15 protein-coding genes are annotated in these 24,283 nt (G+C 32.0%); 8 read left to right on the top strand and 7 right to left on the bottom strand.

The window, feature by feature from the left end; genetic code table 11:
• Positions 1-128 precede the first annotated feature (128 nt).
• Positions 129-2,273 carry a S46 family peptidase gene (locus SHI72_RS09705; RefSeq protein WP_323489837.1) on the top strand — a complete coding sequence of 715 codons (2,145 nt, stop codon included), beginning with the start codon at positions 129-131 and terminating at the stop codon, positions 2,271-2,273.
• A gap of 156 nt (positions 2,274-2,429) precedes the next feature.
• Here SHI72_RS09705 and SHI72_RS09700 read toward each other — a convergent pair whose 3' ends face one another.
• A complete protein-coding gene (locus SHI72_RS09700) occupies positions 2,430-8,729 on the bottom strand; it encodes an alpha-2-macroglobulin family protein (protein WP_323489836.1) in 6,300 nt (2,099 codons plus the stop codon).
• Between the two features lie 120 nt (positions 8,730-8,849).
• On the opposite strand from SHI72_RS09700, the gene SHI72_RS09695 reads away from it, so the two are divergent.
• From SHI72_RS09695 to SHI72_RS09675, 5 genes are read left to right on the top strand one after another with little or no spacing between them, the layout of a single operon-like run.
• The gene (locus tag SHI72_RS09695) at positions 8,850-9,548 is read left to right on the top strand and encodes a tetratricopeptide repeat protein (protein WP_323489835.1); all 699 of its coding nucleotides are present in this window, start codon (positions 8,850-8,852) and stop codon (positions 9,546-9,548) included.
• A gap of 40 nt (positions 9,549-9,588) precedes the next feature.
• Entirely contained in the window at positions 9,589-10,950 is a 1,362-nt protein-coding gene (locus SHI72_RS09690) for a UDP-N-acetylmuramate--L-alanine ligase (RefSeq protein ID WP_323489834.1), read from the top strand.
• Positions 10,951-10,955: 5 nt separating this feature from the next.
• Positions 10,956-11,651 (top strand): RadC family protein, encoded by a 696-nt coding sequence (gene radC, locus SHI72_RS09685; protein ID WP_039117352.1) that lies wholly within the window; start codon positions 10,956-10,958, stop codon positions 11,649-11,651.
• Between the two features lie 2 nt (positions 11,652-11,653).
• Positions 11,654-12,346 carry a YjjG family noncanonical pyrimidine nucleotidase gene (locus SHI72_RS09680; RefSeq protein ID WP_323489833.1) on the top strand — a complete coding sequence of 231 codons (693 nt, stop codon included), beginning with the start codon at positions 11,654-11,656 and terminating at the stop codon, positions 12,344-12,346.
• 4 nt (positions 12,347-12,350) lie between these two features.
• Positions 12,351-13,103, top strand: coding sequence for a hypothetical protein (locus SHI72_RS09675; protein WP_323489832.1), 753 nt, complete (start codon positions 12,351-12,353; stop codon positions 13,101-13,103).
• Positions 13,104-13,120: 17 nt separating this feature from the next.
• Here the strand turns inward: SHI72_RS09675 and SHI72_RS09670 are convergent, their stop codons facing one another.
• Positions 13,121-14,398, bottom strand: coding sequence for a replication-associated recombination protein A (locus SHI72_RS09670; RefSeq protein ID WP_323489831.1), 1,278 nt, complete (start codon positions 14,396-14,398; stop codon positions 13,121-13,123).
• A gap of 234 nt (positions 14,399-14,632) precedes the next feature.
• Here SHI72_RS09670 and SHI72_RS09665 point away from each other — a divergent pair, with 234 nt between their 5' ends.
• Both SHI72_RS09665 and SHI72_RS09660 read left to right on the top strand, forming a co-directional pair.
• Positions 14,633-15,385 carry a rhomboid family intramembrane serine protease gene (locus SHI72_RS09665; RefSeq protein WP_323489981.1) on the top strand — a complete coding sequence of 251 codons (753 nt, stop codon included), beginning with the start codon at positions 14,633-14,635 and terminating at the stop codon, positions 15,383-15,385.
• A 79-nt stretch (positions 15,386-15,464) separates the two neighbouring features.
• On the top strand, positions 15,465-15,965 hold the full coding sequence (locus tag SHI72_RS09660; RefSeq protein ID WP_323489830.1) for a hypothetical protein: 501 nt from the start codon (positions 15,465-15,467) through the stop codon (positions 15,963-15,965).
• Positions 15,966-16,059: 94 nt separating this feature from the next.
• Here the strand turns inward: SHI72_RS09660 and SHI72_RS09655 are convergent, their stop codons facing one another.
• From SHI72_RS09655 to SHI72_RS09635, 5 genes are all read right to left on the bottom strand, one after another.
• Entirely contained in the window at positions 16,060-17,505 is a 1,446-nt protein-coding gene (locus SHI72_RS09655) for a RagB/SusD family nutrient uptake outer membrane protein (RefSeq protein WP_323489829.1), read from the bottom strand.
• A 4-nt stretch (positions 17,506-17,509) separates the two neighbouring features.
• Positions 17,510-20,698, bottom strand: a complete 3,189-nt coding sequence (locus SHI72_RS09650) for a SusC/RagA family TonB-linked outer membrane protein (protein ID WP_323489828.1) — start codon at positions 20,696-20,698, stop codon at positions 17,510-17,512.
• Positions 20,699-21,149: 451 nt separating this feature from the next.
• A complete protein-coding gene (locus SHI72_RS09645; RefSeq protein ID WP_323489827.1) occupies positions 21,150-21,935 on the bottom strand; it encodes a DUF2490 domain-containing protein in 786 nt (261 codons plus the stop codon).
• 50 nt (positions 21,936-21,985) lie between these two features.
• A complete protein-coding gene (gene rlmB / locus SHI72_RS09640) occupies positions 21,986-22,720 on the bottom strand; it encodes a 23S rRNA (guanosine(2251)-2'-O)-methyltransferase RlmB (protein ID WP_039111744.1) in 735 nt (244 codons plus the stop codon).
• Between the two features lie 86 nt (positions 22,721-22,806).
• A complete protein-coding gene (locus SHI72_RS09635) occupies positions 22,807-24,276 on the bottom strand; it encodes a SusD/RagB family nutrient-binding outer membrane lipoprotein (protein ID WP_323489826.1) in 1,470 nt (489 codons plus the stop codon).
• Positions 24,277-24,283: the final 7 nt, after the last annotated feature.

The raw sequence follows: 24,283 nt of genomic DNA, 5'->3' as shown, positions 1-24,283 counted from the left end.
GTTTTTGATTCTGCGGAATTCATAAATATTAGGTAGGATTTGATTGATATGTTTATTTTAGGGTTTGTGGTTAGATGTTTAATTGTGAAAATGCACTATATTCGCAGAACTAAAAATATTTAATACGTATGAAAAAAATAATTTTATTTTTGACAATGTGCCTTATGGCTTTTCCTGTGAGAGCAGATGAAGGAATGTGGTTCTTGATGTTTATCGAGAGATTAAACCATAGAGATATGCAGAAGATGGGCTTACAACTTACATCCGAAGAAATCTACAGTATCAATAACCATAGTTTGAAAGATGCTATAGTTCAGTTTAACGGAGGATGTACTGCCGAAATCGTTTCTAAAAACGGTTTAGTGTTAACAAACCACCACTGTGGATATGATGCTATTGCAGAACTTTCTACTGAAGAACAGAATTACTTAAAAAATGGTTTTTGGGCAAAAGATAAAAGTGCCGAAATGAAACCAAAATCATTATATGTTCGTTTCTTCGTTCGTATGGATGATGTTTCTAAAAGAATTTTATCTAAAGTAGATGATAAAATGACTGAAGCTGAAAGAAACAAAGTTATTCAACAAGAAATCGCTTTAATCGAGAAAGAAAATAATGAAGGAGGAAAATATACTGTTTCAGTTCGTCCATTCTTTCAAGGAAATGAATACTACTATTTTGTATACCAAGATTACAAAGATGTACGTTTAGTAGGGACACCACCAGAAAGTGTTGGAAAATTTGGAGGAGATACTGATAACTGGGAATGGCCACGTCATACGGGAGATTTCTCTATGTTTAGAGTATATGCTGATAAAGACGGAAATCCTGCAGAATATTCTAAAGACAATGTGCCTTTACAACCAAAACATTACTTACCAGTAAGTTTAAAAGGAGTTAAAGAGAATGATTTTGCTATGATTTTAGGTTATCCAGGAAGAACAAACCGTTGGATGCCAGCTGGTGGAATCGAGCAAAATATTAAGTATGCTTATCCTGCTTGGGTTGAAGGTGCAAAAACTGGAATGGACCAAATGAAAAAGTATATGGACAAAGATGCAACAGTTCGTTTGCAATATGCGTCTAAATATGCTTCGACAGCAAACTACTGGAAAAACCGTCAAGGTATGATTGATGCTTTAACTAAAGCAGGAACAGTAGCTACTAAAACAGAACAAGAAGATAAGTTCTACGAATGGGCTACTAAACCAGAAAATAAAGAAAAATACGAAAATGTAATTCCGACTATTAATGGTTATTATAGAGAAACGAATTTAAAAGCGACTCACGATAATTACTTAACTCAACTTTTGCGTACTTCTAGCTATGCAACGGGACCATCAAATTTAGGAAATGCATTGATTGCTTACTATAAAGAGAATGACGCTAAAAAGGCAGAAATGTTACCTAAGATTAATGCTTTAATCGAAAGTGTTTATGGTGAATTTTATGCGCCACTTGAAAAAGACGTGTTAGCTGCTCAATTAAATTTATACGCTTCTAAAGCAACTGAGTATGGTTTAGCTCCACAAATAGCTAAAATGAAATCTGAGAATAATGGTGATTTTACTGCCGATGTTGCAAAAGCTACTGAAATAAGTTATTTCACATCTAAAGATAAAGTATTAGCATTTATGGCAGATCCAAAACCATTGGCGATTGTACACGATCCATTGTATATCATCTCTAATGATTTGTTAACTAAATACCGTACAAAAACAGACGGACAATTAAAAGCTGATGATAGTTTTGCAATTGCTTACCGTGAATTGGTAGAAGGTTTAAGAGTGTCTAAATTAAACACAATTAAATATCCAGATGCAAACTCTACTTTAAGATTAACTTACGGAAAAGTTCGTGCTTTGCCAGAAGATAAGAGAAATGATGCTAAAGTTAATAATTATACTACAATGGCCGGAATGGTTAAAAAGTATAAAGCAGGAGATCAAGAATTTGACTTACCAGCTAGATTATTAGAATTAAACAAAGCAAAAGACTTTGGTCAATATGCAGATAAAGCTGGATATATGCCAGTAAACTTTTTAACAGATAATGATATTACAGGAGGAAATTCAGGTTCACCAGTTCTTAACGGAAAAGGAGAATTAATCGGAATTGCTTTTGATGGTAATATTGAAGCTATGGCTGGAGATGTTATTTTTGATCCTAAATTACAAAGAACTATCAATGTTGATATTCGTTATGTACTTTGGATTATCGATAAATATGCAGGAGCAAAACACATTGTTGATGAAATGACAATTGTGAAATAGTTTGATTTATTTCTAAAAGTAAACTCGACAAGTTTTTGAAGCTTGTCGGGTTTTTTTATGTTTAAAAATGGGCTTCGATTTCGCTCAGCCTGACAAAAAAACATAGTGTCTTATTTTGGAATTTGGAATTTTCATATTGGAATTTTAAAACTCTTGTTAATTAACCTTTACACGAATTCCTTTGCTATGACTTGAGTATTCTGGTGCATACATACTTTCGATTGTAGAAATTCCATTAGAGAAGTTACCGCCATTGTTTATTCTAATATCATATTCCAATACATAAGTTCCTTTATTTACCCTATCAAAGAAAAAGTGTGTTGCGGCATCTTTTGTACTCATATAATAACCCAATCTATCTTTGTATTTGTATTCTGAAAGAACATTTACAGGTTCAAAACAAGAAGCTCTCATGTCTTTTAAGTGAACGAATTCCATATCTTCTTTGGATGTAATTATTAATCTTACGGTAATTAAATCACCAATTTTTAATGAAGATTTAGTTGTGATTTTCTGTAATTGATCTCCGTCAACTGTTTTTGTTTTGATGTATAATTCTTTAGAAACAGATAAAGCTGTATTCGGGTTTGTTTTAATTTTATCTAAATCTTCAAAATACTGCCAATACACGCCTCCAAAACCAGGAACTTTTGATTTGTTTTCTATTTTTACAGAAGCCATTTCTTTTTTTACTTCATCAGCTTTCCAGTTGAGTTTGATATAGCCAGTTGCAGCTTCTTTTTCGTTTTCGGTTAATTTTTTGGTTAGGATTTTTTCGTCCCCAATTTTAATAACAGTATTATCTTTTACACTTAACCAATCGCTGCCTTGCATTAATAAGGCATAAACTGCTTCGGTAGTAGATTTTGTAGTCGGCCAGTTTTTGGTTTGTTTATTTTTTAGCAGCCAGACTTTCATTGCATCTACAGATTTGGTGTCATTATTTACTTCGGCGAAAGCCTCGATTAATAAAGCCTGGGTTTCTATAGGTGCCTGATACCAATACCATCCCGATTTATTCGCAATCCAGTACATTCCCCAATCGTCATTATTGGAAGCTGTTTCTTTCAGGCTTTCGATGATTTTTTTAGCTGTTTCACTTTCTCCGAAGCGATTTAATGTTAAAGCTGCTAATCCTTTTTCGTAAAGAGAATACTTTAACCAATCTTTTTTAGTTGTTTCTAAGTACAATTTGGTTGCTTTTTTTAACGTGTCAGAAAGCGGATAATTATCTAAATAAAAACTTCTGGTATAGAGATAATGTAAATCAGAATAAGGATTAATCCAGATTAGTTTACTGGTTGCTTTTAAGCTTTTAGTTTGAGTTTTATAGTATTCTAAAAACTTGTTATCTAAAAACGGAATTCCGGTTTTGGTAATAGCATTAATTTTTTCATCATTATCTTTAGTTTTATTTAATTTAGATAAATGACCTAAACCTGCCAAAATGTGTCTTGTAATATACTCGCTTTCGTCACTTCCGTCAAACCATGAAAATCCTCCAGATGTTTTTTGCTTTTGTTTTAGTTTATCAAAAGTAGCTTCTTGAGAAGTTTTCATTTTCTCCAAATCAAATAAAAGCGCTAGATTCTTTTTCTTTTCTTCTTCGCTTTGTGCATCATTTAGCCAAGGAGTTTCTGCCAGAATAATTGATTTTAGTTCTTCGTTTTCTTCTAATTTTGAATTCAGTTTTCCATTCTTTCTCCAATCTTCAAAAACAGTTGCAATTTTCGGATTACTCGAAATAATTTCAGAAGCCAAAGTATTGGCATAAAAACGAGCAAAAGTCTGTTCAGCACATTCGTGTTCATATTCCATTAAATAGGGTAAAGACTGTATGGCAATCCATGCAGGATTTGATGTATATTCTAATGTAAGTTGGTGATTTTTTAAAGTTGTAGAAATATTGTTCTTTAAATTCTCAAGCGTATACTCTTTGGTTGAATTTTCTCGAACCCAAATTGGGATGCTTTCAGTAACCAACATATTATTAGTTAAAACAGGAAGGATGTTTTCTTCTCCATCAGAGAAGTTGCCTGATTTAGCCAGAATTTTATATTGTACGCCTTGTAAACCTTCCGGAATCGAAATTGTCCAACTTGCCGTTGTATTTCCAAATGCACTAACAGTAAAGTTTTTAACGTTTTTTGCATTTAGCATTTTTGCATCTATTGGTTGCATAGTTGTAGCATCATAAAACTGTAGGATTGCAATTCCGGTTTTAGCTTCTGCGGTAACATTTGATATTTTAGTACTGATAACAATAGTATCTTTTTCTCTTAAGAAACGTGGGAAATTCGGTAAAACCATCAGTTCTTTTTGAGTAATAACACTTTTCTCTAAATAACCTGAAACAGCATCTTTGTTATGTGCCAATAATCGAAGTTTCCAAGCAGTTAAAGCTTCGGGAGAAGTAAAATTGAAGCTTACTTTTCCGCTAGCATCAGTTTTTAAATTAGGGTAAAAGAAAGCTGTTTCCGATAGATTTTTTCTTGCTTTTACTTTTGTTAGTTCTTCCAGAGCGTTTTTTGTTGTAATGATTATTGCACCATTTGCTCCTTTGCTTCCGTAAAGAGCAATTGCTTTGTTTGCAGTTAAGAACTCTATGTCTAGAAGGTCGTCTGGATTTATTTTTTTGAAATTATCTTCAGATGATATTTCCCCATCAATTATGTATAACGTGGATGCATTGACTACCATAGAAGTTAGACCACTTATAATTTTTTTCCTTGGAATAAATTTAACTTTATTAGTTTGATAATAGTATTCTTCGTTAACTGATTCTTCTGCTTTTGCACTAATAGGTTTTATAAATTTTACTTTATCGACTCTTGGAATTTCTATGGTTGATATGTTGTTATTGGATTCTTCAGCTAGTACTGCGTCAGGATCTCCTTTGATGTTTTCACTGCCAACCTTTTTATCCTTAATATTTACAAAATACCCGCCAATAGAATCATAATAGCTGCTAGTATTAATGTTAAAACCAAACCAGTTTAATTCCGTTTCTTCATTACGAGAGTTTTCAAAGGGTTGGGATTCATTCAAATCTTCTAATGTAGAATTTGTTTTTTCAAAACCTAAACGAGATTTAAAATTAGATCGGTTATAATAGTACGTGTTTAATTTTAAAGTATTCCAATCTCTTTTCGTAAATTGATCTAATGAACTGTCGTACATAGAAGCCAGTACTTCTGCTTCATTTTTAGTATTAATGGATTTTATTTTAAAAGACCAGTTTTCATTGCTTCCAGGTTCGATTTTGTTTCTAAAACTTTCAACAATCCACTCTAATTTAGATTCATCTTCTTTTAGTGCTACATCTATTTCATCCTTGAAAGTTTCGTTTTCAAAAATACTTTCAGAAAGTAAACGAATAGATTTTCTGAATTCTTTCTTTAATGGAATTCTGATTATTACTTCGTTGTTTTGTAAATGAAAAGTATTTTCAAAATATTTTTGATCTTCATAGTTTCCATTTGTAGTGATATATAAATCAGGAATTACAGAAGTAAATTTGACATCTACAAAACCATCTTTTTTGGGGTCGATATTAATTTGTTCCGCTGTAAATAATTTACTCGGATTGAATCTGTCTTTGCTTTGTTTGACTTCAAAAGTTGAAACAGATTCTATGGGATTATTAAAAGTATCTTTTGCAGAAAAAACAATTTTGTAGTTTCCTGATTTATAATTTGTCATAAAATCAAGTACTACTTCTTTGTCTTTTTGAGTGTCTATTTTTTTTGAGAATACTAAAATTTCATTTGGTTTATCGCTAGTCTTAATTTCGCGGATTTCAAATGGGAATAACTTCTCAAAATCTGATGCTGAAATGGTTTCAATTTCAGGTTCTGGCCATATTGCTTTTTTGAATTTGTTTGAAAAAGGACTTACGAAATACATTTTAATTTCTCCTTTAGCCGCTAAAAATTCCCCGTTTAAGTTTGTACTTGTAAGTGTAATTTTATTTTTGTTTTTTGTTTCAATTTGATTAGCAATAATTGCATTGATAATTAAATCATGATAACCTACTTTTATAGTTGTCTCAGATGTATGTGTTTCGCCATTAATATCTGTAACATTAGCAGTTATTTCGTAATTAAAAACAGGGAGTTGTTCTTTTATTGCGTTTTTAGAAGGCTGTGCAATAAATTCAATTATAAAATTTCCTGAAGCATCAGTTTTGGTTTCTCCGCTAGTAATAGTTTCATTCTGTTCTTGTCCGTAATAATTTCTAAAATAACTCGTGAATCTATTAACAGTATAACTCACTTTAGCATCAGAAATGTTACTTCCAGCAAATGCTTTGGCGCTTCCGTTAATTTTTATGGATTGATTAACTTGGAAGCTTCCTTTTTTAGGCTCGAAATCTACTTTGAATTTTGGACGTTTGTATTCTTCAACACTAAAAGTGGCTCTTGAATTTTCAATTTTCACATTGTCCCAAAAAGAAGCATTCGGTTTGTTGTTAAAATAAATATCTCCTTTGGTATAATCTTCAGGCTTATCTGCATAAATGTTAAAATTACCAGTCAATCCATTTTTGGGTACAGTAAATTCCCCTGAAAATGAACCAAACTCATTTGTAGTTATTTGAAACTCTTTAAAAGTTTGATAATTGGGATCTTTAATAGTGATATTGAAGGAAGTATTAGCTACGATACTTGTTTTGTTATCTTGTTTCTTAATCGCAATTCCTTTATAGTAAACGGTTTGTCCTGGACGATAAATAGCTCTGTCTAAGTAAAACTCAACTTTACCTTTAAGGCTATTATCTTTGTTATCAGAGTATTGCTGTATGAGTTGTATGTATTCTTTCTCAGTTACAAGAGTATCATTATCTAAAGAAAATTCAATGCTCTCATCGTAATTGTAGCTACTTGTTCTGGTATAAGAAGCTGCTCCGTTAGAGTTTGTTTTAATAGTATAGTGAGAAGATTTTATAGTTACATTCTCTAAAGGTTTACCTGTTTTTCGGTCAAAAACTTGAAAGTTCTCTTTATCGTCTTCTTGGTTTGCTAGAATACTAAGGTTTGAAATAGTTATGGTTTCAAACGCAAATGCTTTTTTATCTTTTAAATTAGAGTCACTTTCAAAATAGACTAAATATTTCCCTGTTTCTAATTTAGGTAAAAGTACTTCGGTTGTGTATTCAAAATAATCGTGTTTGTTTTGAAGTTGATAATTTCTGGTTGCAATTTTATTTTGTTTTTTTATGAAAGCGTTGGCCAAACTATCTCGCTGAAAATATGAATTCGTAAGTTCTTTTGTCTTTTGTTGGTCTATTTTATAAAAAGACACATTTAAATTGTCAATATTCTTGTAAGTAATAAAAGCTCTGGTATTTTCATCTTTATAACTGTATTTTAGGAGTTCAACAGTTAATGATTTTGAAGAAACACTTTGTTTTAGATATAAAGCTTCTTTTGCTGTATTAGTTTGATCATTATTTTTTATTATCTCGTCAAATATTTTTATTGCTTGAATGTTATTATCTGGATGTAGTTCTTTTGAAGCTTGGTTAATTAGAATTTCCCCTTTTTTTAATGAAATTTTTTGAGTAAGAATTATGTCGTTTGAATGTTGCAGAAGCTCATTTAATGACTTTGCTAGATCATCGTTAGATTCTGGCAGAAATTTACTGCAGTATATAATGCGATCAAATTGATTTTCTGGGGATGGGTTATTTAATTCTAGTTTCTGATATAAAGAGAGCACTTTTCTGAGTTCTTCATCTTTTATAGTAGCTAAATCAAGTTTTAAAAAAGCTATTGAATTTCCTAAAAGTTCGTTTTTGTATTTACTAATTTCATTCTCTTCAATTGCCCATAGTTCTATTTGTTGCGCATAAAATGCAATGTTTTCTTTAAGTAGATAATTATATAAGTTCTCGGTTTCTAGTTTTTCTGAGGTTAAAAAATTAAAAATAGCCTGATAATTTTTTAAAGGAGTTGCTTTTAGAATTGCTTCGTTTTCTAACGTTTTTTCATAAAGAGCATCGATTTCTTTTTCAGAAGATAGAATGACATTAGAATCAATCGATTCTGGTATATCGATTACCGCTATGGTGTCTACAGCGGTAACTGTAGAGGTATCATCTGCTACAGTACGTACAACTTCATAATCATTAAGACATTTGGCGTAAACTAAATTCAGAATTGCTTTTGATGGGATTGAAGCTCGATTAATTTCATATTTTAAGTTATCAAAAATTTTTGATTTAGCATTTTCATCAACAACTTGAAGGTATTTTGAATTATAAAAAAAGCATTTTATAATTTGTACTTCGTCTTTATTTGCAACTGCCTTTTTGTAAATTTTTGAAACAATTTGATTGGCGGTTTTTATTTTGCCGAGTTTTTCATTTTCAATTACTTTATTCCAGTTTTTTTCATATTGTTGCCCAAATAGTGAGGTAGAAATTAGCAATAAGACAAAATAGATATTCTTCATAAAAACTGGTTTAGTATTATTTTAAAAGATTGAAGTAGTATTGAAAATAAATCTCGTACAAATTACTAATTTATACTTAAAAAGAAATGATACGTTTTATATTTCCACTATTTTTGAAGAATGAAACAAATAATGATTGTCTTTCTTTTACTTCCGACCCTAATATGGTCGCAATCTAATTTTGAGAAAGCGCAAAAGTTATTTGAAGCACAGAAATTTGATAAAGCTGAAACACTTTTTGAATCAGTTTTAAAAGAAAAACCGTCAGATTTAAAAACAATTGAATATTTAGGAGATATAGCTACTCAGAATAAAGAATGGGATCAAGCTGTTGGGTATTATAAAAAATTAAAGCAACTAAAACCATCTGGAGCTAACTATTTCTATAAATATGGAGCGGCTTTAGGGATGAAAGCTCTTGGAGTAAGTAAGTTTAAGGCTTTTGGAATGATAGATGAAGTAAGAGGTTCGTTTGAACAAGCAATCGTGCTTAACCCGAAACATATAGAAGCACGTTGGGCACTTATAGAATTAAATTTGCAATTGCCAGGAATTGCTGGTGGTAGCCAGAGTAAAGCTATAAAATATTCAGATGAATTGTTAAAACTGTCACCGATAGATGGTTATTTGTCAAGAGGACACATCGATGAATATTTTAAAAGATATTCGGATGCAGAACGGCAATATAAACATGCCATTATTGTAAGTAAATCAAAAGCCAGTTACCAAATGCTTGCTAATTTGTATCAGAAAAAAATGAATCAGCCTGAAAAGGCCAAAACAACTTTGGAAGAATATAAAAGAACCAGCATTAATTAACTGATCAATAATAAATAAACGAATAACCGAACAAACTAAAATGAGAACACATTTTATCGCCATAGGTGGGAGTGCAATGCACAATCTGGCATTAGCATTACACAATAAAGGATATCAAGTTACAGGAAGTGATGATGCAATTTTTGAGCCTTCGAAATCACGCTTGGAGAAAAAAGGGATTTTACCTCTAGAAATGGGATGGTTTCCTGAAAAAATTACTTCAGATATCGAGGCAGTAATTTTAGGAATGCACGCTAAGGCTGATAATCCAGAATTGCTAAAAGCTCAAGAATTAGGATTGAAAATTTATTCTTATCCGGAGTTTTTATATGAACAATCAAAGAATAAAACACGTGTTGTTATTGGTGGTTCTCACGGAAAGACTACAATAACTTCGATGATTTTGCACGTAATGCATTATCATAATATCGAGGTCGATTATATGGTTGGAGCACAATTAGAAGGATTTGATACTATGGTGCATCTTACTGAAGAGAATGATTTTATGGTTTTGGAAGGAGATGAGTACTTATCCTCACCAATAGATAGAAGACCTAAGTTTCATTTATACCAACCAAACATTGCTTTGATTTCTGGAATTGCTTGGGATCATATCAATGTTTTTCCTACTTATGAGAACTATGTAGAACAGTTTGAAATTTTTATTGAAAAAATTACAAACGGTGGGATATTGGTTTATAACGAAGATGATTCTGAAGTGAAACGTGTGGCAGAAGCTGCAACGAACCCAATTAGAAAATTACCATATCATACGCCAAATTATACAGTAAGCGACGGAGTAACACTTCTTGAAACGCCTGAAGGTAATATGCCAATAGAAGTTTTTGGAGCTCACAACTTAAATAATTTAGCTGGTGCAAAATGGATTTGCCAAAATATGGGTGTAGATGAAGCTGATTTTTATGAAGCAATTGCTAGTTTTAAAGGTGCCTCTAAACGATTAGAAAAAATAGCAGAAGCAAAGAATAGAGTAGCTTATAAAGATTTTGCACATTCGCCAAGCAAAGTTGCAGCAACAACAAAAGCAGTAAAAGAGCAATACCCAAATCGTAAATTAGTAGCTTGTTTAGAATTACATACGTATAGTAGTTTAAATGCTGACTTCTTAAAAGAATATGAAGGGGCTTTAGAATATGCAGATGTTGCTGTTGTTTTTTATTCGCCAGATGCAGTAAAAATAAAGCAATTAGAAGAGGTTACTTACGAACAAATTGCTACAGCCTTTAATCGTAAAGACTTGATTATTTACACGAATCCAAAGGATTTTAAAGATTATTTATTCAATTTAGATTTAGAAAATTCGGCATTGTTATTAATGAGTTCTGGGAATTATGGAGGATTGAACTTTGATGATGTAAAAGGATTAATTACAATATTATAATGTTAATGGAAGAAAGTTCTTTTATATCTATATCCAATTGGTCTGAAGACGATAAACCACGTGAAAAATTGATGCTAAAAGGCAAAGATGTTTTAAGTGATGCCGAACTAATCGCTATTTTGATTGGTTCAGGAAGCAAAAATGAATCGGCTGTTGATTTGAGTAAAAGAATTCTTTCTAGTGTAGATAATAATCTAAATGCTTTAGGTAAATTATCTATTACACAATTAATAGGCTTTAAAGGAATAGGTGAGGCTAAGGCTATTTCGATTATAGCCGCAACAGAATTAGGACGACGCAGAAGGGCAGAGGATGTTGTAGATTTAATCAAGATTACATCGAGTAAAGTAGTTTTTGAAATCATGCAACCTATCATTGGAGAATTACCACATGAAGAGTTTTGGGTTGTGTTTTTAAATAATTCAAATAAAGTTATTTCAAAATCGCAATTGAGTAAAGGGGGTATTACTGGAACTCTTGTAGATGTTAGGTTGGTTTTTAAAATGGCACTTGAAACAGGAGCAACTTCATTGATTTTATGTCATAATCACCCTTCTGGATCATTAATTCCTAGTGAACAAGATAAAGAAATTACAAAAAAGCTTAAATTGGCAGGCGAAAGCTTAGATATTAAAGTGTTAGATCATATTATAATTATTGAAACTGGATATTACAGTTTTTTAGATGAAGGAATTTTTTAAGAATGAAAAATAATACCATAATTACAGATGTTTTTTTTGATTTAGATCATACGCTTTGGGATTTTGATAAAAATTCTGAATTAGCATTTGAAAGTATTTTGAAAAAAAATCACCCAACAATTGAAATCAATGCTTTTATAGAAAAGTATATTCCAATAAATCAGGCTTGTTGGAAATTGTATCAAAATGATGAAATTTCGCATATAGAACTACGTTATAATAGACTAAAGCATACTTTTGATGCTTTAGATTACGTTGTTTCAGATAGTTTAATTGATGAAATGGCCGAAGAGTATATTCAGTTATTACCATTAAATAATTATCTTTTTGATGGAGCAATTGAAATTTTAGAATACTTAAAAGATAAATACAGATTGCATATCATTACAAACGGATTTGCAGATGTTCAGTATAAGAAAATAACAAATTCAAATATTGAAACCTACTTTCAGACAATAACAAATTCTGAAAATGCAGGGGTAAAGAAACCTAATCCTATCATTTTTGAATATGCCTTGAATTCTGCTAATTCTAAAAAAGAAAACAGCATCATGATTGGAGATTGTTTGGATGCCGATGTTCAAGGAGCTTTAAATGCCGGACTTGATGTGATCTTCTTCAATGATAAAAAAGTAGAAGCACAACATAATATTAAACAAATTAATCATTTATTAGAACTTAAAAATTACTTATAAAATTATGAAAACAAAAATCTTATTATTACTTATATTTATTTCTAGCTATGGCTTTTCTCAGTCAGTTAATGATTACAAAGCAGTAATTATTCCGTTGAAATATGATTTTATGAAAACTGATAATCAATATAGATTAGCTACGCTTACCAAGTTTAATTTAAATAATGCAGGTTTCGAAGCATTTTATGCTAATGACGCAATTCCGCAAGACTATAACAGATGTGATTTGTTAAATGTAGATGTTATTAGAGATAATGGTTTTTTGGTAACAAAATTGTATGTAGTATTTAAAGATTGTTACGGAAAAATTGTTTTTACATCAGATATAGGAAAGAGTAAAACCAAAGATTTTGATGGAGCATATTCTGAAGCCTTAAATCAAGCTTTTTTATCAATTAATGCATTGCATTATAAATACAATGGAACAAAAGCTACGACAACTAATAATCAAACTTCAGTGAATAATCAGGTTGCAGTTGCTCCTGTTGCTGTAACAACCAATGCTGCTGTTGTTAATACTGTTGTAAACAATAATGATCCTAATTTATTGTATGCACAACCTACAGATACAGGTTATCAATTAATCGATAAAACGCCAAAAGTAGTTATGAAATTAATGAAGACATCTCGTCCAGATTCTTTCATCGCTATAAAAGGAGATATTCAAGGTTCTCTAAATGCTAAAGACAACGAATGGTATTTTGAATACTATAAAAATGATAAATTAGTTTCAGAAAAAGTTATCGTAAAATTCTAAACTAATTTTATACGGAGTTAATAACCGTATTTATCTTTCCAACGATTCCTCAAAAATTCCCGGTTGCTATTCTCTCTAGAATTGTTGCCGGGATTATATATTGCAGTCTCAGATAATGCATCTGGCAAAAACTCTTGCTCAGCAAAATTATTTGCATAATCATGCGAATATTTATAATCATCACCATAACCTAACTCCTTCATTAATTTTGTTGGAGCATTACGTAAATGAATTGGGACAGGTAAATCTCCAGTTTGTTTTACTAACTGTTGAGCGTTACCAATTGCCATGTAGGATGCATTGCTTTTAGGCGAAGTTGCCAAATAAATCGCACACTGACTTAGTATTATCCTGCTTTCAGGATAACCAATCGTAGCAACCGCCTGGAAAGTATTGTTTGCCATTATAAATGCGGTAGGATTTGCATTTCCTATATCTTCACTCGATAGAATAAGCATTCTTCTCGCAATAAATTTTACATCTTCACCACCTTCAATCATTCTGGCTAACCAGTAAACAGCACCGTTAGGATCGCTTCCGCGTATCGATTTTATAAATGCCGAAACGATATCATAATGTTGTTCGCCACTTTTGTCATACAAAACAGTGTTTTGTTGTACGAGTTCAAATACGCGCTCGTTAGTTATTGTTATATTGTCATCTGGCGATGCATTTACGACCAATTCAAAAATATTTAGTAGCTTTCTTCCATCACCACCAGAAAGTCTCAATAAAGCTTCGGTTTCTTTTAAGTTTATTTTTTTTAAAGCCAAGACAACATCCGTTTTCATGGCGCGATGCAATAATAATTCCAAATCACTTTTTGTAAAAGCATTCAAAATATACACTTGGCATCGGGAAAGTAAAGCGGGAATTACTTCAAAACTTGGGTTTTCGGTTGTTGCGCCAATAAGTGTAATCCAGCCTTTTTCAACAGCGGCCAAAAGTGAATCTTGTTGTGACTTACTAAAACGATGAATCTCATCAATAAATAAAATCGGATTTTTGGCTGTAAATAAACCACCGCTTTGTTTCGCTTTTTCTATAACATCACGAATATCTTTTACCCCCGAATTTATAGCGCTTAATATATAAAAAGGACGTTTAGATTCTTGTGCTATGATTTGTGCCAAAGTTGTTTTTCCAGTTCCAGGTGGTCCCCAAAACAGCAATGAAGGAATAATTCCTTTTGCGATTTGTTGAGTTAGTGAACCATTCGGTCCAACCAAATGACTCTGACTAACGTAGTCTTCTAATTTCTGAGGTCGTATACGTTCTGCTAATGGTGCTTCCATTTTGTAAAATTACTATTTTCAATTTTAATTTGTTGCCACAATTAGTTTTTTTAGGAGCTTTTCCAGCTCTTCACTCTATCTTTATTATTACTAAAGAAGTAATAATAAAGGATGCCGTTGCGATCTGGGCTAAAAAGGTGTTTAATTGCAGCATTGGTATCTGACAAAATAGCATTAAATTTATTTTGGATAAATTTTTGACTTGAATTTAGTTGTTAATCATAATCATATACAATAGTGGAAAAAGATTTCAAATTTACCAATTCGGTTATTGCACTACCATTGTTTTCTGTGCTGCTTTTATGGATTGTATATTGGTTGCAAATTCGTTATGATTTTGATTTTTACGAATACGGTATTTATCCAAGAACATTCACAGGTTTACAAGGTGTAATATTTAGCCCTTTTATCCACGCCGATATTAGTCATTTATATAATAATTCCATCCCATTACTGGTTTTACTAGCTGCGCTTCAGTTTTTTTATCCAAAGCAAACTATTCAGGTAATTGTTTACGGAATATTATTTTCAGGATTAATTACTTGGGTTATTGCAAGACCTAATTATCATATAGGAGCAAGCGGATTAATTTATGTTTTGGTAAGTTTTATCTTTTTCAAAGGGATTCAAACAAAATATTACCGATTGGTTGCTTTGTCGTTATCTGTAATTATGTTTTATGGAGGAATGATTTGGTATGTTTTTCCCGAAGTTGACAATTCTATCTCTTGGGAGGGGCATTTGGCTGGTTTTATAACAGGATTTGTAATGTCGATACAATTTAAAACTCCCGAATATCAAAAGCCTCTTTTGTATGATTGGCAGCAACCAGATTATAATCCAGAAGAGGATGATTTTATGAAACATTTTGATGAAAATGGAAATTTCGTCAATACCGAAATTCTTGAAGAAGCGCCATATTTTTATTCGGATACTTTAGTAGAGTATACCGTTGTAAATCGTGATGAATCAGATGATAATCTCTAATTATTAGTTCATTGCTAAAACTTATTTTTTTAATGAGTATTTTTGTTAGAATAATTTAATTCTTTCAAAAACTCTGGATATGAAAAAGATAAGTTTATTAGTAGGATGTTTATTGTCGATGCCAATGGTTTTTGCGCAATGCGAAATCCATAATCGAATCCAGGCAGATGGTTCTATGTTTTATTATATTAAACCAACACCATTTTATACTACAGAATCAAAATCTTTAAAAATAAATATTGTAACCGATAAAGAGAATTATTTTATTGCTTTGCAGCCAACTCCATTTCCTCCAAAAGAAGTGGGGAAAAATATAAAAGATGATTTAACGTTGGAATTATCAAACAAGATAAAATATAAATTAAAGCATTACGATACCCAATACTTAAAACAAGATTCTATTTTGCAAGTGTTGTATATAATCGATAAGAACGATTTAAAGGCATTTTCAACCTTCGAAGCTGTTACAGCAAGTATTAACATGCAAGGTACAGAGTTTGTCAGGGATTACGATTTTAAGCTACATAAAAGAGCAATTATAGAGCAATTAAATTGCTTTCTTAAAGAAGATGAGAAATAGCTAATAGTAAGTCATTAGTTGTTTTTTGAATAGCTTGTATAAAAAAACCATCCCAAATTTGGGATGGTTTTTATGTTTTAAAGAACACCAAGAATTATAGTGGACTTTGTACAATTAATGTATTTGCATCTATTTCTGCTTGTGGAACCTGGAAGGTAAATTTATTATCACCAGCAGGGATATTGAATTTTCCAAAAGTTGCATGATTAGATTCAGCATAATCTCTTACTAATGGAATACCTAAACGTTTCATGTCAAACCAAGCAAATCCTTCACCCCAAAGTTCAATTCTTTTTTGAAGAATGATTTCATTGATTAAGGCTGCACCTGTATTTGTAGATTTTACGTAAGAAGGATCTCTAGTTACTGTAATATCGTATAAAGTTTGAATTGCTTGCGCTTCGTTCCCTGATTTTGCATAAGCTTCAGCTTCGATGTAGTACATTGCAGCAGCTCTTAAGTAAATGTAGTCACCACCATTAACTGTAGGGTCTCTAAATTTTATGTTAGCATATGCTGGTAATTTAGGATAAGTAGCATTTCCTGTTGGAGCAACAAATCCTTTTTTTCTGTAATCAGTATCAGGTATAGCGTCATATAGTCTTTTGTCTATATTTTTATAAATCTCTCCACCACCTGCATAAGCAGATTTGTTAGTATTATCAAAATGTCCAAAGAAACTAGCTACAAAAGAACTTTGTGCAGATGTTAATGCTATTCCCCACATAGTATCTTTGTTACTCACATCATAAAAACCGGTATTCCATTCACCTTCAGTTAACAAAGGGTATCCTTGTCTAGAAGCATGTGCAAGAGTTGCAGCTTCGGCATATTTACCCATTTCAAGATAAATATCTGCTAAAAATGCCTGAGCAACAGATTGATTAACCGCTGATGTATTTCTACGTTTATAGGTTTCTAATAAAGGAAGAGATTCTTTTAAATCTTTTTCTATTAAAGTATAAACTTCATTAACAGTTGCTCTTGCATGTGGGTCTAATGATACTGTAGTGTAAATTGGTACACATAAGTCTGTTTGATGACCTACATAAGTTGGACCATACATACGTGCTAACATAAAGTAAAGGTAACCTCTTAAAGCTAATGCTTCTCCTCTAATGTTTTTCAATTTTTCAGTTGTTGCAGCTTCTGCTGGAACTGCATTAAGAACGATATTTATAGTCTTAATTTGTGGGTAGTATGTACTCCACGCAAGTTTAGATCTAATACTTGTTTGTTGTCTTCCTATATAGTTGTAGAAAGACCCGTACCAGCTTGATTTTGTTTGCACAACATCATTTGACATTATATCTGTTGCTGCAAGAATAGATTTGTGTCCATAATCTTCGTGGTTGGCTCCGATAGATAATCCGTATGATCTTAATGCAGAATGGACTCCGTTTATAATTGCTGCATATCCTTCTTCAGATGTTGCAAGCTGTTCGTCATTAATTGTTGATTCAGGTGTTGTGTTTAGAAAATCTTTATCACAACTTGTTAACATCAACAATGATAATGTTATAGTTAATATTTTTTTCATATTCTTAAAAATTTACTGTTAAACCAAATGAGATAGTTTTCATTACTCCATAAACATTCAATGATTGACCATTGTTTGATCTTGATCCCAAGTTGCTTAATCTTGGATCCATCCCTTTTCTATCTGACCATAATGCTAAATTAGTTCCCATTAAGCTGAATTTAGTAGATGAAATCCCAAGATCTTGTAATTTGCTGTTTTTAAAATCATAAGAAATAGAAACATCTTGTAAGCTGATGTAATCTGATTTTGCTAAGAAATAATCTGAAGATGCCATTTGATATTGTGAAATGTGGTCAATTCTTGGCATATCTGAATTCGGATTATCAACAGACCATGATTTTGCTATGTCTTTATGGTAGTTTTGACCTACGTTATCATCTCCTGAACTTAACGCACTTTGGTAAACACCATCATACATATATCCTCCAACTTGGTATGCAAAACTTGCTTGGAATGTGATGTTTTTAAATCTGAACATAGTTCCGAAACCTCCATATACATCTGGATTTGCATCTTTATCACTTAAGTATTGAGTCGCATTTCCGTAAACATTTGTTGTTGTTTTAGTTATGTTTCCTGACGCATCTTTTTCGTCCATATACCATAAAGCGTCTCCATTAGTTTTGTCAACACCTGCAAATTCTCTTAAGTAGTAAGCATAAGCCGGAGCTCCAACTTCAAATCTAAAAATACCACTTGTAAAAGGACTTGGTAATGCAGTTACTTTGTTTTTGTAATGTGTTGCATTTGCCCAAACGTTAAAGTCGATATCTTGTGTCTTAATTATGTCAACACCTAAGTTTACTTCGATTCCTTTGTTAGACATGTCACCAATGTTTTCAGTAACAAACGGAATTCCAGTAGCTGGTGCATAAGGACGGTTGTATATTAAATCACTTACATTTCTTTCGAAATATTCAGCTTCAAGATTTACTCTATTGAATAATTCAATTTCGAATCCAATATTTAAGTTTTTAGATTTTTCCCATTTGATGTTTTTGTTTCCTTCATATACGGTAACTACACTTGCGTTTCCATCTGCATCAGGTAAAATCTCATACTGTGTTTGGTATGCGTAGTAGTTTCTCTCACTTCCAAAATAGCTACGGCTATTAATTCTTGTAGACGATGGGTAATAGATATTATCATTTCCTTGTTCTCCGTAACTTCCTTTGATTCTTAAATCAGTAATCCATTTTGTTTGAGGGAAGAAAGATTCCTTCATCACAGACCATGCTCCTCCAAATCCGTAGAAGTTACCCCATCTGTTTTCTGGTGCAAATACTGATGATCCATCTCTTCTGAAACTAGCGTTTACAAAATATTTGTTTTTGTAGTTATAATTTAATCTAGAGAAAAATCCTTCTACTTTGTATAGATCATTGTAGCCATCTAAATAAGAAAATCTAGTAGCGTTACTAACTACTGGTAAACCTGGGATTACGACACCAGTTTTTTGTCCAGTTAACATTTTTGATTTGAAATCAGAAGACTCATGTCCAACAAGAATGTCAAGTGAATGTTCCCCAAAAGATTTTTTCCAAGATAACAATTGTTGGTTTGTAATAGTATAGTCATCTTTTGATGCTGCTCCTATACTACCATTTACTCCCATGTCATCTCCACCGATTCCGGTTGTACTATTTGAATAATACCCAGACATTAAGTCATAACCAAGATTGTATCTGAAGTTGAAATCTTTTAAGAAGTCGATAGATACATACCCTCTTGCTCCAAATTTGTTTTCTTGGTTTAAATTTGTATTTAATAATGTAGTTCCGTATGGATTTAAGTTGAAACCATATGGACGATCTCCAGACTGGTTAAAGTCATATACTTTTTCTCCTAATTTGTTAGTTGCAACGTTTCCACCAGCATCTCTAAGATAAATTGGATAAATTGGAGCTATATTTCTTGCCCAGCTAAATAAATTACTATATGTACTAGAAGTTACTTGCGAGATTGGTGCATTTTGATTAGAGTTTGCATAGTTAATGTTAGCTCCTACTTTAATTTTATCATTAATCGTATAGTCTACATTTGATCTTAGAGTGATACGTTTAAAGTTAGAATTAATTGTGTATCCATTATCAGATAGGTAACCTACAGATAAATAAGAATTAAGTTTTTCTGAACTACCAGATAAGCTTAAAAAGTGTTCAATTCTTGTATTATCGTTAAATAATGCTTTTTCCCAATTATCATGATATAATAATTTTGCATTAGGATTTAGTTTTCCTGTAGCAGGATCTATTACTTGATTATTCGGTACGTTATAATTATTATACCCTAGTGAGTAAGATGGGTTTCCGCTTATTAAATTTTGTGATGCAGTTGCTGATGCTATTGCAGGTGTTTTTCCTTGATAAATTAGACCATTTCGGATTCTTCCATAGGCAGCTTCGTAGTATTGCCCTGGATCAGTAATCATGTCGTATTCCGGAACAGCTCTAGAGTTAACTCCTATTTTTCCTTCGTAAGTAACTTTTAGTTGACCTTTTTTACCTTTTTTAGTTGTAACAATGATTACACCATTTGCTCCTCTACTTCCGTATAATGCATTAGATGATGCATCTTTCAAGAAACTGATAGATTCGATATCTTGAGTTGCTATAGCATTTATATCTCCATTATATGGAAAACCATCTACAACATACAAAGGTGCATTAGAAGATGAGATAGATCCAATACCTCTAAAACGTACTTGAGGCGCATCTCCAGGTTGTCCTGAATTTGCTTGGATTTGTACACCTGCAACTTTACCTGTTAAAGATTGAATTGCGTTAGATGCTTGTGTGTTTTCTAATGCTTTTGCATCAATTTTTGCAACAGCTCCTGTTATAGCTTCTTTCTTCTGTGTTCCAAAAGCTACAACCACCACGCCTTCAAGTTCCATTGCATCTCCCACTAACTTTGTGTTAACAACAGAAGATGTAGCTGGCTGTTCTTTACTTTTCATCCCAATGTAAGTGAAAAGAATAATTTGATTAGGCGACGCTTTAATTGAGTATTTTCCGTCGAAATCAGTTTGTGTTGCATTTTTTGTTCCCTTTACAGTTACCGTTACACCAGGTATAGGCATTCCAGTATCATCAGAAACAATTCCTGAAACAACTCTTTCTTGCGCAAAATTTAATTGCGCAACCAGTACCAATAGCAGTACTAAGAATCCATTGAATTTTAGTTTCATTTTTAAATATTTTGAATTAGTTTGACAAAAATCTTAATAATTTGTTAATCTTCCTAATGGATTTGTCTGCTTTTATCCGAAATACGCAAATAAACAAAATATTTCTTGTTAAAAAATGAATTTTTCTATGGTTTTGAATCTATTTATTAGAGGTGAAATCGTTAAAATTATAAAAATATTTAAATTTTTTGATAGCTTTTTTTTCGTTTTTCGTTTTTTTTGACCATAATAAAAGAAAAAAATAAAAGTAATTTTTGTGGTTAAATTTTGAGAGAATAAATGTATTTTTTTCTTTAAATATTCGAAAAACACATAGATAATGGGGGATGAGGACACTTTTAGATGTAGTTTTTTTGTCTTAAAATCGTAAAATTAAGGCTAGATTACTTTAGTTTTTGTATTCTATAAAAGCTAATGTTACAAGATTGTTTTGTTTGTAATGATAGTGTTATTAATTTGTTTTTTGAAGTGCTTTTTTACTATTATTTTTGAAAATATTATTAAAAGTTAGTGTTACTGAAGCGGCATTTATTATTTGCGAATCTGTATCTCTTGGAAGATACTCATTAGCATAGGTCAATTCTATTTGTATGTCATCTGTAAATAAATATCCTGCTCCAAGGTTTAATCTATTGCGGTCAAAAAAGCTTAGCCCAGTAATTTTTGCATCTGATTTAAAGAATAATTCATCAGAAACTATAGCGTAAACTACACCTTCACGGAGTACTTTACTGTTTATTGGTTTTAAGTATTTGATTTGTTGACGATACCTATATATATCTTGATACCTACCGTTTTCATCTCTTATGTATCGGAGTTCTATTCTCATTCTTGTACTGAGAGTATATCCTATTTTATGGAAAAAATATGTGCCTTGTAACGCAAATCTCCACTCAGGAGATTTAAATTGTCCTATTTCTGGAACATCTTTATTATCATAATAGGCTAAGAAGCTAGATAGTTTCCACCGAGGACTTAAGTAGTAGTGTCCCCAAGTTCTAAAAGCTTTCTGGGTGTTTGTGTGGAAAATTTGTGAAGAAGATTCTGTGCTACTATAAGTATTGTCAAGATTTAGTTCAAGAGACCATCTTTCATTTATAGTTCTGTTGAATTGAATTTCGCTCCAGAATTGATTGTACGTAGAAGTTTGTCCATGACTTATACTTGTAATTAGAAACATTACAAGTATAAATAAGACTTTTTTTATTGGAACATTACGAATAGAATTGGAATGCATAAAAAATTATTTATAATCATTTATTTACCCTCTAATCTTATGTGTTGGTTTTATTTTCTTTGGCGGACAGCCTCATATAAAAAAGCTCCACATGCAACAGAAACGTTTAGAGATCCTATTGTTCCAAACATTGGAAGTTTTGCTTTTTCATCAACTATTTTTAATACCGATGGATTGATACCTCGATCCTCAGATCCCATTATTATAGCGACAGCTTCATTTAATGAAACATCATAAATGTTTTGGTCTGTTTTTTCAGTTGCAGCTACAGTTTTTATGCCTGAACCTTGTAGATAAAAAATAGCGTCTTTTATGTGTTCTACTTTGCAAATAGGTACATTAAATACCGCTCCAGCTGATGTTTTAACAGTATCTCCGTTAACTGGGGCTGAGCCTGATTTCTGAACGATGATCCCGTTTACGCCAGTACACTCTGCTGTTCTGATAATGGCACCAAAATTACGGGCGTCAGATATTTGATCTAAAATTAAAAATAGGGGAGTACTTCCTGAAGCAACAGTTGAATCTACCAAATGTTCTAATTCAATAAAACCAATTGGTGATATTGTTGCGACTGCACCTTGGTGATTATTTGGGGTTAATCTGTTTAGTTTTTCAACTGGAACATAAGAAAAATTTATGTTGGCGCGTTTCATCACTTTCATTAAATCTTTCATCAGTTCACCTGATATTTCTTTTTGTATGAAGACCTTGTCTACTTCTTTTCCTGATTGTATTGCCTCTATGATGGCTCTAATTCCGAATATTTGATGTTCTTTTTCCATACGGCAAATATAGTTATAATGTTCATATAAAAAAAAGCCACTCTGAACGAACAGAGTGGCTTAATTATGATTACTAAGATAAAAAATTAGAATTTATCCCAGAATAGTTTTGTTGTTAATAAATCTCCACCGATAGCATCAGAAGCTGCTTTCCAGTTTGAATTATTTACTTGTTGTTCAAGAACTGGATATGTCATTCTTACTGGAACTTTACCACCAGCATTAGTAATAGCAGTAGGAGGTGCAACTAAAACAGGGAAATCTAATCTTCTCCAGAAATTCCATGAAGTTATACCTTGGTTAAACATTGCTACCCAAGCTTGTTCCCCAATTGATTTTTTCCAATTAGCTGGGTCGTATGGTTTTGCTGCAAGATAAGTAGTAGCATCTGCGGCTGTACCGCCCCATTCTACTATTGAAGCTGTAACTGCAGTAGTGTAAGATGTTGCAGCTGCTGCTGTATTCCATCTAGCATTTGCTTCAGCTACATAAAAAGCAACCTCAGTATAGTTTAATATAATACCAGGAGTAGTACGAGTGTATGCAAATGCACCGATGCTAGAAAAATCACTATATTTTCCGCTTTTTCCAACTTCTTGACCTACAAAAATATCATCTGAAGGATCATCTGGAGTCTCATCTACTTTTGGTTCGTAATAATGACTTATTCTTGGGTCATTAGATGCATTCATGTAATCAACTAATGGTTTAGCAGCGAAGAAATCATCTCTACCACTTGCAGCCAAGTTTTCAAACAAAGGGTTGAAATTTGGAGATGGAGATAAGTATTGAAATTGACAATTATTAGCAGGAGAAGTCATAACGCCTGCAGCTATAGCAGAAAGTGCTGTAGTCTGAGCTAAAGTTGGATTTGCATCGGCAATTCCGATTGCTAGTTTTAATTTTAAAGAGTTAGCAAGTACAATCCATTTTGCAATAGCTCCATTGTAATATTTGTCACCATCACTAAAAGTCTTAAAGCCAGTTGCTGTAATGTCTAAATTAGTTATATCTGTATTTATTCTTACGATTAAATCTTCATAAATTTTAGATGCATCATCATATGCAGGTAATGGGTAAGCAGTAAGATTTGCAGCTTGAGTATAAGGTATATTTCCGAAAGTATCTACAAGCATTTGAAATGTGTAAACTTGCATGATATCAATAATAGCCAATTGGTTTTTTTTGTTTTTTGGCCATGCTGGAGCTTCAGCAATAGTTGGTACATACGCATTAACCAGTTCTTTTGCTTTACCTAAGTTGTTCAATACATTTACATAATTATCAGTGTAAATGTTGTTAGAAACATTTCTGTTAACAAAGTCATAATTACTTTCGTTTACATAGATTGCTTCTTGCCAGTACTGCATCGTTAATCTGAAGTTGTTTTCGTTAACACTAGGAGTGTTTACGTAATCACTTAATTCCTTTTGAGCATAATTTATAAGGGATCCAGGAACGGTAGTATAGGCGCTATTTGGGTCTGTGTTTATATCTTCACTAACACAAGCTGTCATCGACAGACCAATTGTTAGTATTGCTATGATTTTTTTCATTTCCATT

This window comes from Flavobacterium sp. PL02, from assembly GCF_035013205.1.
Classification (GTDB): Bacteria; Bacteroidota; Bacteroidia; order Flavobacteriales; family Flavobacteriaceae; genus Flavobacterium.
Note: the sequence above shows the minus strand (reverse complement) of the source record. Positions and strands in the feature narration are given on the sequence as shown.

Bases quoted from the DNA above. Each gene is read 5' to 3' on its own strand.
- SHI72_RS09705 (WP_323489837.1), top strand. From the start codon at position 129: ATGAAAAAAATAATTTTATTTTTGACAATGTGCCTTATGGCTTTTCCT.
- SHI72_RS09700 (WP_323489836.1), bottom strand. From the start codon at position 8,729: ATGAAGAATATCTATTTTGTCTTATTGCTAATTTCTACCTCACTATTT.
- SHI72_RS09695 (WP_323489835.1), top strand. From the start codon at position 8,850: ATGAAACAAATAATGATTGTCTTTCTTTTACTTCCGACCCTAATATGG.
- SHI72_RS09690 (WP_323489834.1), top strand. From the start codon at position 9,589: ATGAGAACACATTTTATCGCCATAGGTGGGAGTGCAATGCACAATCTG.
- radC (WP_039117352.1), top strand. From the start codon at position 10,956: ATGGAAGAAAGTTCTTTTATATCTATATCCAATTGGTCTGAAGACGAT.
- SHI72_RS09680 (WP_323489833.1), top strand. From the start codon at position 11,654: ATGAAAAATAATACCATAATTACAGATGTTTTTTTTGATTTAGATCAT.
- SHI72_RS09675 (WP_323489832.1), top strand. From the start codon at position 12,351: ATGAAAACAAAAATCTTATTATTACTTATATTTATTTCTAGCTATGGC.
- SHI72_RS09670 (WP_323489831.1), bottom strand. From the start codon at position 14,398: ATGGAAGCACCATTAGCAGAACGTATACGACCTCAGAAATTAGAAGAC.
- SHI72_RS09660 (WP_323489830.1), top strand. From the start codon at position 15,465: ATGAAAAAGATAAGTTTATTAGTAGGATGTTTATTGTCGATGCCAATG.
- SHI72_RS09655 (WP_323489829.1), bottom strand. From the start codon at position 17,505: ATGAAAAAAATATTAACTATAACATTATCATTGTTGATGTTAACAAGT.
- SHI72_RS09650 (WP_323489828.1), bottom strand. From the start codon at position 20,698: ATGAAACTAAAATTCAATGGATTCTTAGTACTGCTATTGGTACTGGTT.
- SHI72_RS09645 (WP_323489827.1), bottom strand. From the start codon at position 21,935: ATGCATTCCAATTCTATTCGTAATGTTCCAATAAAAAAAGTCTTATTT.
- rlmB (WP_039111744.1), bottom strand. From the start codon at position 22,720: ATGGAAAAAGAACATCAAATATTCGGAATTAGAGCCATCATAGAGGCA.
- SHI72_RS09635 (WP_323489826.1), bottom strand. From the start codon at position 24,276: ATGAAAAAAATCATAGCAATACTAACAATTGGTCTGTCGATGACAGCT.